General features: G+C 67.7%; 11 protein-coding genes, 1 tRNA gene and 1 pseudogene. 8 read left to right on the top strand and 5 right to left on the bottom strand.

Annotated features, from left to right (window positions below):
* The first annotated feature begins 594 nt into the window (after positions 1-594).
* The 7 genes from AB0J46_RS10315 (at position 595) to AB0J46_RS10285 (ending at position 3,785) form a co-directional block, all read left to right on the top strand.
* Positions 595-777, top strand: coding sequence for a DUF1918 domain-containing protein (locus AB0J46_RS10315; protein WP_364329110.1), 183 nt, complete (start codon positions 595-597; stop codon positions 775-777).
* 9 nt (positions 778-786) lie between these two features.
* On the top strand, positions 787-1,194 hold the full coding sequence (locus AB0J46_RS10310) for a secondary thiamine-phosphate synthase enzyme YjbQ (RefSeq protein ID WP_352321050.1): 408 nt from the start codon (positions 787-789) through the stop codon (positions 1,192-1,194).
* 118 nt (positions 1,195-1,312) lie between these two features.
* Complete coding sequence (locus tag AB0J46_RS10305) at positions 1,313-1,741, top strand: DUF3052 domain-containing protein (protein ID WP_352321051.1); 429 nt, start codon at positions 1,313-1,315, stop codon at positions 1,739-1,741.
* A gap of 39 nt (positions 1,742-1,780) precedes the next feature.
* Positions 1,781-2,233 carry a peroxiredoxin gene (locus AB0J46_RS10300; protein ID WP_358284319.1) on the top strand — a complete coding sequence of 151 codons (453 nt, stop codon included), beginning with the start codon at positions 1,781-1,783 and terminating at the stop codon, positions 2,231-2,233.
* 14 nt (positions 2,234-2,247) lie between these two features.
* Complete coding sequence (locus tag AB0J46_RS10295; RefSeq protein WP_364329106.1) at positions 2,248-2,577, top strand: hypothetical protein; 330 nt, start codon at positions 2,248-2,250, stop codon at positions 2,575-2,577.
* Between the two features lie 174 nt (positions 2,578-2,751).
* Positions 2,752-3,693 (top strand): ROK family protein, encoded by a 942-nt coding sequence (locus AB0J46_RS10290; protein ID WP_364329103.1) that lies wholly within the window; start codon positions 2,752-2,754, stop codon positions 3,691-3,693.
* Positions 3,694-3,710: 17 nt separating this feature from the next.
* Positions 3,711-3,785: transfer RNA gene (locus AB0J46_RS10285), tRNA-Val, on the top strand.
* A gap of 56 nt (positions 3,786-3,841) precedes the next feature.
* Here the strand turns inward: AB0J46_RS10285 and AB0J46_RS10280 are convergent.
* From AB0J46_RS10280 to AB0J46_RS10265, 4 genes and pseudogenes are all read right to left on the bottom strand, one after another.
* Entirely contained in the window at positions 3,842-4,141 is a 300-nt protein-coding gene (locus tag AB0J46_RS10280) for a tyrosine-type recombinase/integrase (protein ID WP_364329609.1), read from the bottom strand.
* A 572-nt stretch (positions 4,142-4,713) separates the two neighbouring features.
* Positions 4,714-5,025, bottom strand: a pseudogene (locus tag AB0J46_RS10275) (Arm DNA-binding domain-containing protein); the annotation flags it as partial.
* Entirely contained in the window at positions 5,022-5,222 is a 201-nt protein-coding gene (locus AB0J46_RS10270; protein ID WP_357704615.1) for a helix-turn-helix domain-containing protein, read from the bottom strand. The gene AB0J46_RS10270 and the pseudogene AB0J46_RS10275, both read right to left, overlap by 4 nt.
* Positions 5,219-6,700, bottom strand: coding sequence for a replication initiator (locus AB0J46_RS10265; RefSeq protein ID WP_364329100.1), 1,482 nt, complete (start codon positions 6,698-6,700; stop codon positions 5,219-5,221). Before AB0J46_RS10265 ends, AB0J46_RS10270 begins: the two co-directional genes overlap by 4 nt.
* 110 nt (positions 6,701-6,810) lie before the next feature.
* Between AB0J46_RS10265 and AB0J46_RS10260 the strand changes: the two genes are divergently transcribed.
* The gene (locus tag AB0J46_RS10260) at positions 6,811-7,680 is read left to right on the top strand and encodes a GntR family transcriptional regulator (protein WP_364329097.1); all 870 of its coding nucleotides are present in this window, start codon (positions 6,811-6,813) and stop codon (positions 7,678-7,680) included.
* On the opposite strand, the gene AB0J46_RS10255 is transcribed toward AB0J46_RS10260, so the two are convergent.
* The gene (locus AB0J46_RS10255) at positions 7,677-8,267 is read right to left on the bottom strand and encodes a DUF4240 domain-containing protein (protein WP_364329094.1); all 591 of its coding nucleotides are present in this window, start codon (positions 8,265-8,267) and stop codon (positions 7,677-7,679) included. The two genes, AB0J46_RS10260 and AB0J46_RS10255, sit on opposite strands and share 4 nt — an antisense overlap.
* Between the last annotated feature and the right edge of the window lie 503 nt (positions 8,268-8,770).

Below are 8,770 nucleotides of genomic sequence, written 5' to 3'. Positions count from 1 at the left end.
GCCCCGCATCCTGTCGGCCTGCCCGAGGCTCGGCCCTGCATCCTGTCATCCCGCCCGAAGCCGGGTCCCGCATCCTGTCGGTCGACCCGGGGTCGGGCCCCGCATCCTGTCGGCCTGCCCGAGGCTCGGCCCTGCATCCTGTCATCCCGCCCGAAGCCGGGTCCCGCATCCTGTCGGTCGACCCGGGGTCGGGTCCCGCATCCTGTCGGCTCGCCTGAAGCTGTGTGTCCGGCTCCCTGGACGCCTCTCTCCTTGTCTCTCTTGTCGAGCCGACCCTCTGTCGCGCATCCCGCCGCCGCCTCCGCCCGGGCGCACAAACGGCCCTCGGCCGGGCCGCTGCCGAAATGAGGCCATATCGGAACCATCAGGCGACAGAGCCGGACCCGATCCCGCCGTCCTGGCCCTGACCAGCCGTAACGCCGTGGTGGTCAGGTGATCCGACGACCACGGTCCGGCCGTGGCGGCTGAAACGCCGCGCCCGTGCCGCGTAACGTTTCGGTCATCATTTTCGGCCCCTATGAAGACCGGGCAAAAAATCGCCGTCCCCGGCATCCGCTCTTTTCTCGGGCCGTTCGTCGTACCAATGTGGAAGGTATGAATGCGACGGCAGGAGACCGACTCCTGATGCACGGCAACACCGTCGGCGAAAGGGAGCGGAGCGGCGTCATCACCGAGGTCCACGGCACGGACGGCGAGCCTCCGTACATCGTGCGGTTCGACGACGGCCACACCGGGCTGGTCTTTCCCGGCCCTGATGCGGTCGTTGTGCCTCAGTAGGATTTCCCTGTGAGATCAGAAATCATCTCCGTGGCCACGGGTTCACGCGAGACCGTGCACGACATCACCGCTGAATGCGCTGAATTCGTGCGCGCGCAGGGAGAAGACGGCCTGTTGCACGTTTTCGTGCCGCACGCGACCGCGGGCGTGGCGCTGCTGGAGCTCGGCTCCGGCAGCGACGACGACCTGCTCGCCGCGCTGCGTGACCTGCTCCCGGCCGACGACCGCTGGCGTCATGCCCACGGTTCGCGCGGTCACGGCAGGTCACACGTCATGCCCGCGCTGATCCCGCCGTACGCCACGATCCCCGTGCTGGGCGGGAGAATGGCGTTGGGCACATGGCAGTCCGTCGCGCTGGTCGACCTCAATGTCGACAACACGCAACGCCAGGTTCGCCTGTCGTTTTTGTCAGATTGATTCTGGCCGACTACGGCCGTACCCGTGGCGACCGTTGACGACTGAGGGTCACAGCGTGTGGACTGTGCCGAAGCGATAAACCGCATAGAGCGGGGCCACTCAAGCAGGAGGGATAAACGTGAGCGCGACCGCGGGTCAGGCGCAGGGCGAGCGCGGCCTGGCCGAACGACTCGGCCTCAAGCCGGGTCAGGTGGTGCAGGAGATCGGTTGGGACGAGGACGTCGACGACGAGCTTCGCGACTCCATCGAGGACCTGACCGGCAACGAGCTGCTGGACGAGGAGAGTGACGACGTCGTCGACGTGGTGCTGCTGTGGTGGCGCGACGGCGACGGGGACCTCTTCGACGCCCTCAGCGACGCCATGCGAGCACTCGCCGAAGCCGGCCAGATCTGGCTGCTGACTCCCAAGGCCGGGCGCGATGGCCACGTGGAGCCGAGCGACATCGGGGAGGATGCCGCTACCGCGGGTCTCTCGCAGACCAGCAGCATCTCAGCCGCACCCGACTGGTCCGGGACCAGGCTCGTCGCCCCGAAGGGCCGACGTTAGGAAACTCCGAGGCCGGCCGATACGGCAGGATGGTGGGCTGTGAACGCACATCCTGCCGAGGTCGGCGCACTGGCTCCGGATTTCGAGCTGCAGGACCAGCACGGCGCCCCGGTGAGACTGTCCATGTTCCGGGGCGAGAAGGTCGTGCTGGTCTTCTATCCGCTTGCCTTCAGCGGGATCTGCGAGGGCGAGCTCACCGCGCTGCGCGACCAGCCTCTCGACGCGCGGGTGCTCGCCGTGTCGGTCGACTCCGTGTTCGCCTTGCGTGCCTGGTCCGACCGGGAAGGTTACGGATTCGCCCTACTCTCCGATTTCTGGCCACATGGACAGGTCGCCCAGGCGTACGGTGTGTTCGATGAGGCGAAGGGGCTCGCACGTCGGGGGACCTTCGTCATCGACGGCGAGGGCGTGATCCGGTGGTCGGTGATCAGTCCGATCTCCTCGGCACGTGACGTCGCCGACTACGTCAAGGCACTCGCCGACATTTCCTGACTTCGGAGGGAACGATGCCCTGCTACCGATGCGGGGCCCGGCAGACCGACCCGGTCCGTGGCGCCAGCCCGTGGCAGCGCGGGGTGCGCAACGAGTCCCAGGTGCTGATCTGCCCGGACTGTCAACGGCTGCACGACCTCGATCTCGACTCCTGCACCACCTGCGGGTCCGCCGCGCTCATCTGCCGGCTGGGGGAGATCGAGTGCCGCGGCTGCGGCGCCGTCCGGCAGGCCCGGGCGCCGAAGGGGTTCGAGGAGCAGGGGGCGTACGTGGGGTCGGGGGCTCCGCCCGGGCTGTCGGCCGAGGTCGAGGCGGCGCTGAACCGGGTGCTGGGCAGGGCCTGACCGCCTGGGCGATCTTGAGTTCGAGGCCCTGGCGTCGTGTGGTTGACGGCCAGTTCAGGGCCCTGGTGTCGCCGGCCTGGATCGCGGCGCGGCGCCCTGCTTCCAGCTGAGAGATTCTCAAGCGCCTTTTCAGACATTTGCTGACCTGCGCTATCGTCTCCTTTCGTGTCCGCTATGAGTTCGTTCGTCGTCGCGCTCGACGTCGGTGGCACGTCCATGAAGGGCGGCCTGGTCAGCGAGTCCGGTGAGGTGTTGCTGAGCGAGCGGCGCCACACTCCTCGCGAGGAGGGCCCTGAGGCGGTCGTGTCCGCCATTTCCGACTTCATCGGCCACCTGGCCTCCTCCGGCGACGGCGAACCCGCAGGCGTCGGTCTGGCCGTCCCGGGGCTGGTGTCCGAGAGCGCGGCTCTCTATGCGGCGAACCTGGGCTGGCGTGACGTCCCCGCCTCGAACTTCACCACCCTGGACATCCCCGTCATGCTGGGCCACGACGTCCGCACGGGCGGTCTGGCCGAGAGCATCCTCGGCGCCGGAAGAGGCGTCTCCGACTTCCTCTTCCTCCCCATCGGCACCGGTATCGCCGGAGCCTCGATCATCGACGGCGACCCGTACGGCGGCTCCTCCGGCTGGGCCGGCGAGATCGGCCACACCCCCGTCTTCCCCGACGGCGAACAGTGCGCGTGCGGCCAGTTCGGCTGCCTGGAGACGTACGCCTCGGCGGCCTCGGTCGGCCGCCGCTACAGCCAGCGTGCGGGCGTGGAGGGCGTACGCGCCGAGCAGGTGGTCGCCTCCGACGACCCCATCGCCATCGAAGTGTGGGACGAGGCCGTGGAGGCCCTGTCGCTCGCCCTGGCGACGTACACGCTGCTGCTGGACCCCTCGGTGATCGTCCTCGGCGGCGGCCTGGCCGAGGCCGGCCCCGCCCTCTTCGATCCCGTACGTACCCGCCTGGTCAAGCGCCTGGCCTTCCGCGACGCGCCCCCGCTCGTCCCGGCCGCGCTGGGCGTCGACGCCGGCATGCTGGGCGCCGCCCTGCTGGGCTGGCGAGCCGCCGGCCGCCCCGAACTGGGCCCCGGCTGGACGGTGAATGTGCGATCGGCCCCTCTGGTGTCGTAAGGTTAGTGCCGATCAGGGGGCGGTTAGCTCAGCGGTAGAGCACTCGCCTTACAAGCGAGGGGTCACTGGTTCGAACCCAGTACCGCCCACCAGCGAAAATCTACAATCTCTGATCTTGAAAACGGCGTCTGAGTGACTAAGTGAGGGACTAAGTCCCGAAAATCTTGTCCATCGCCGCAGCTCCCTGCATGATCACGGGCCGGATTTGATGCCGGTAGACGGTCTCGGTGACCACCGTGTTGGAGTGCCCGACGAGGCGCGAGATGTCCTCGATGGGGACGCCGGAGTCTGACAGCACGGACACGAAGCTGTGCCGCAGCTCGCGAGGCGACCACTCCCGCCCGGTGAGCCCTGCCGCCTCCACGACCTTCCGGAAGTCGCGTCGTACGTTGTGCGCCGTGACGGGGCGCCCGTGCGTGTGCAGAACACGAGGTCCGTGTCCTTCCACCGGTCGCCGGCCTTCTCCTGCGCGACGTCCTGGGCTTCTCTGAGCAGGCGTAGCGCCTCCACGCAACGCCGGGGGAGTTTGAGTGATCGCCGAGACTTGACGGTCTTGGTGTCACCTTTCTGCCGTACGGATCGCCAGACGTAGACCGCGAAGTCGTCGTGCTCCCAGCCGGTCTGGGTCACCGGCAGCCAGGATGCACGGGCCTCGTCGTACGCCACGACGTGCGACCAGAGAAGTGCCCTCAGCTCTTCGGTGCGAGCGCCGATCAGCAGGGAGAGGACAATGTAGGCCCGCATGCGCTCGCCACCCTGTTCCGCCTGTGTGAGGATGGCGAGAGCTTGGGCCAGTGTCAGAGCCTTGGAGGGACGTCCAGTGCGTCCCTCGGGGATGTCGCAGAGATCCACGACGTTTCGCTTGACGTTGTCGCGGTGCATCGCGCTCTTCACCGACCGGTTGAGGATGCCGTGGATCAGCTTGAGCGACCGGGTGCCCAGTTCGCCGGTCTTGCCCGCCAGCCACTTGTCGACGTCCTCCACTGAGAGATCGCGTAGCTTGCGAGCCCCGAGGGCAGGGATCACGTGCTTGTCGGCGTAGGTGTTGTACATCTTCACCGTGGCCTCTGACCTCGCACCGAGACCGTGTTCCAGCCAGTAGCGCACTGCGTCAGCAACGGTGTAGTTGGTCGGCGCGATGGCCAGACCGTCCTCGTAGTCGCGGATGATCTCTTTGAGCTTGGCCTTGGCTTCGGTCTTGGTCTTGCCGCTGGCCTTCTTGACGATGCGCTTGCCCGCCGGGGTGTAGCCGACCGTGACTGAGGCGATCCAGCGTTGCCGGGTCTCGTCCCAGTGCAGGCCGCCGTCTCCTCGGCTGCGTCGTTCGGTCATGGAGCCTCCTGTTCGAGCAGGGAGATGTAGTCCTCTATGGCTGAGGCGGGGATGAGCCGGGTCCGTCCCTGGGTGACGGAGCGGAGCCGGCCGGATCGGAGGAGTTCGTAGATCACGCTGCGGCTGAGGCTGAGCAGGTGCATGGCGTCGGTGACGCGGTAGAGCCGCCGGTCGTGGGCGGGGAGGGGTGGGGTCATTCATCCGCCTGCGCGGCCGCGATGTGGCGGGCGGTCTGGACGCGCTGGCGGATGTGTTCGGCCATGATCGCCTCGCCGGAGGTGTAGCCGATCCCGGCGAAACGCCAGTGCCCCAGGACGAGGGTGGTGGCGTCATCCAGGGCGGGCAGGCCGTGGCGTTCGCGAGCTTCGGCGGCTCGGTGGGCGGCGCGGGCGTTACGCAGGTCGGTGAGATTGAGTGAGTAGGCGCGGCTCTTGCTGGAGAAGTGGCCGCGGAAGCCGAGCATGTGCGCCCAGGGGCGGAGCCGCAGTGCCCGGTATTCGGGGCGTGCGCCCAGTTCCCAGCAGGTGCGGATGATGCGGCGGGCGTGGTCGGTGACGGGGAGGGCTTCGAGGGTGAGGCCGGGCTTGAGGCCGGTGCCGTGGCAGTGGCCGCAGGGAGTCATCGCGGTCAGTCGTCCGCGTCCGGCGCAGGCCCGGCAGGACAGGCGGTGGTCGACGGTGCCGGAGGCTTCGGCACCCTTGGTGGCGTACTTGGCGATGTAGGAGGCGACGGCGCGTTCGCTGAGACCGTCGGCGCGTGGGTCGAACAGGATGGGGCGGATGTCGAGCTGTTCGCCCCAGGTGAGGGTCCACCGGCCCAGGTCGCTGGGTGGCGTGGTGACGGTGACCTGTTGCGCGGCGGGTGGGATGGCCTGGGTGAGCAGGTGATGGTCGGCCCAGTCGGGTGGTGGCTGGTGCGGTCCGGCGGGGCCGTCGAGGCGGATGATGGCGTGGAAGTGGATCAGGCCGCGCCGCTGGTACTCGGCGACCTTGGCGAACGACACCTTGACGTGTTCGGCGAAGGCGCGGCGGGTCATCCCGGTCTGGGCAGCCAGTTCTTGCCGCAGGGCGAGGGTGAAGCGGTGCCACAGCGCGCCCGCGTGTGCCTGCCACAGGACCGCGCCGGTGTAGTCGTAGCAGTCGGGGCACAGGGGTTGGCCGAGGCGTTCGTCGTGGGGTTGGTGTCGCAGGTGGCAGCCGATCGGGTGTCCGTGTTCGCATCGGGTGTCGTGCTTGCGGGGGCGGCAGGCGCGGCCGTCGCGGTGGGAGTGGACGGGGCCGAAGGACGGCTCGGTGAGGGTGACGAACGCGCGGGGGTGTGCGCTGACCGTCTCCGGGACGCCCTTGCCGCCGGACAGGCCCGCCCGGATCAGGTGGAAGGTGTCGGCCTGGTAGGTCTGTGAGCAGGCCGGGCAGACCGAGGCCCGCCGGTTGCCGCAGGCCACCAGGAGATGTCCGGAGGGCTCGTTATCGGTGGTGTAGGCGTGCAGGACCTCGCCGGTGCCCGCGTCCACGATCATGGATCCCCCGGCCAGGTGCACCGGGTGGGCGCATCCGCCGGTCGCGGCGACCATGGAGCGCCATCGCTCGTAGTCCGGGGCGTTGATCAGGCGGGCGAGATCGGCCATCCATTCCGTGTCAGATGTCTGCTCGTCGTGCCGTTCCTCCTTGTTCATAGGGCACCACCTCCTTGTTCGACTGCCTGTACTACAAGTTGACAGACGTGGCGACGAACGTCAACCTGTAATACAAGTAGTCCGAGAAGCTTTACCAAGGAAGGCGCAGCATGGAGACCACCACCGACGACAAGGACGCCCGCTGGCGCGTCATCGCCACCGACCTACGAGCCGCCATCCTCGACGGCCGCTACCCACCCGGCGGCGCACTCCCCAGCGAACCCGAACTCGTCCGCAAGTACGACGTCTCCCGCCCCACCGTCCGCAAGGCCATCGACACCCTCGTCTCCGAAGGGCTCGCCTACGTCATGCGCGGACGCGGCTCCTTCGTCCGCCCCATGCCCGAACGCCGCGCCATCCTCATCACCGACCGCGACCGGCCCGACCTCGCCGCCCCCGGCAACCACCCCGACATCCAAGCCTTCGGCTGGGACCTCGCCCAACGCGACCGCGAAACCCCGCTCTTCACCGGCGAGAAGACCACCGCCAACCGCGATATCGCGATCATGCTCAGCGTCCGGGCCGGCCACCCGATCATCCACCGCCGCAGCATGTGGCACCGAGGACACACCGCCGTCATCCACGGCGCATCGGCCCGCCTGGAGATCAACTCCTACACCAACGCCGACATGCTCCCCGACTGGGACGACCCCAAGCGCCACGCCCAGTACCGCAAGCGCCCCGGCTTCTTCTACCAGTCGCTCGTCCGTGAACACGGCCCTGTCCGATGGCTGACTCTCACCGGTGCCCGCATCGCCTACGAAGACGAACGAGCCGCACTCGGCATGGACTACGCCGAAGCCGTCCTCATCATCCGACGCACCATGGCCCACCCCAACGGCCACCCCATCGAAGTCACCGAGGTCAAAGCGCCCGCCAACCGCTACGAGATCGGCTACCACCGCGAACTCGCCGACGACCCCGAAGCCGACTTCACCCCGCAGGAACTCAGCGACAACGGCATAGACCTCGTGATCTAGGCGCGGCCGTAAAGCTCGCTCATATAGCGGTTGATTCGTGGCAACCTTCGGGCCGACTCCTGTTTGTCGTCCAAATCCCACTCCTCATCTGCGGGATTGGGCAAGGAGTCGAGAACATGACCACGAGCCTCAAGAGCATCGGCAAGGGCATCCCAGTCGCCGCCTGTCGCTTGCTCCCACGCCCTGACGGCTACGTAACCCAACTCCTCGAACTCCGGCCGATCCTCGTCCGAGCGCCGAACGCGGTCACGTTGCATGGCGTTGTAGCGTCGGACCTCTGGAACGTCCATGAGGGTGTCGGGGTCGCTCGTTACCTGCTCGAAGGTCTCCCTGCCGAGGCTGATGACCCACGAATAGAAGTACCAGATGCTGTCCAAGCCGCCTACCAGGTGCAAAGTGCGCGCCGCGCCCCACATCAGATAGGTGTCCACCTTGCGTCGGGCCACCTCCATCCATGAAGCGAAATCGATGATGTCCTCCGCGGAACGCCTCACCAACCGCTCATGAAGCCATTCCAGGCGCGCTTCCCGCCCAACGGCTTCTCGCGCGGACTCCTCGATCAGGTGCCAGAACTCGTCCACATCCATGCCAGCCGATCTTGACATGGACCGACGACAATTGCTGGCTCAGAGTTTCTTTACTGGTTCAAGGGCTCGCTGCGCTCGCCACGGGGCCGCCGGCCCGCTTAGCGGTCTGGCGGGCTTGCGCGTGCGGCCTGGGGGCCGTTCGCGCCCGCCACCGCACGCGGGCCGGCGGCCCCGACGATGAGCTTTCAAGATCCTGCCGCCCCGCTTCCGGTGCTCGGGCCTGGAGGCCCTGCGCTCCGGGTCGGGTTGCCATCGATTCACCCGGGTTGCTGCCTGTGGTGGTGCCCGGCGAGCCGCAGGGCCGTTCAGACCGACCCGCGAAGAGACCTCTGCTTCTTCCCTAGCCTGGTCTCCGCTTGCAGGTTCGCAGCCAGTTCATCCAACGTCGCCCCGCAACGGACGTTGGACTGCCCGCTTGTACAGGGAACGGAATGTTTCCGAATGGCCGCCCACCCTGCTGCCATGTCGTGAACCTTCCACTCCGGGTACTCGGCGATCAACTT

This window comes from Nonomuraea sp. NPDC049758 (assembly GCF_040674635.1).
In the GTDB taxonomy this organism is placed as follows: domain Bacteria; phylum Actinomycetota; class Actinomycetes; order Streptosporangiales; family Streptosporangiaceae; genus Nonomuraea.
Note: the sequence above shows the minus strand (reverse complement) of the source record. Positions and strands in the feature narration are given on the sequence as shown.

Coding starts and splice junctions, on each gene's coding strand:
- AB0J46_RS10265 (WP_364329100.1), bottom strand. CDS start 6,700: ATGAACAAGGAGGAACGGCACGACGAGCAGACATCTGACACGGAATGG.
- AB0J46_RS10270 (WP_357704615.1), bottom strand. CDS start 5,222: ATGACCCCACCCCTCCCCGCCCACGACCGGCGGCTCTACCGCGTCACC.
- AB0J46_RS10315 (WP_364329110.1), top strand. CDS start 595: ATGAATGCGACGGCAGGAGACCGACTCCTGATGCACGGCAACACCGTC.
- AB0J46_RS10295 (WP_364329106.1), top strand. CDS start 2,248: ATGCCCTGCTACCGATGCGGGGCCCGGCAGACCGACCCGGTCCGTGGC.
- AB0J46_RS10255 (WP_364329094.1), bottom strand. CDS start 8,267: ATGGATGTGGACGAGTTCTGGCACCTGATCGAGGAGTCCGCGCGAGAA.
- AB0J46_RS10260 (WP_364329097.1), top strand. CDS start 6,811: ATGGAGACCACCACCGACGACAAGGACGCCCGCTGGCGCGTCATCGCC.
- AB0J46_RS10290 (WP_364329103.1), top strand. CDS start 2,752: ATGAGTTCGTTCGTCGTCGCGCTCGACGTCGGTGGCACGTCCATGAAG.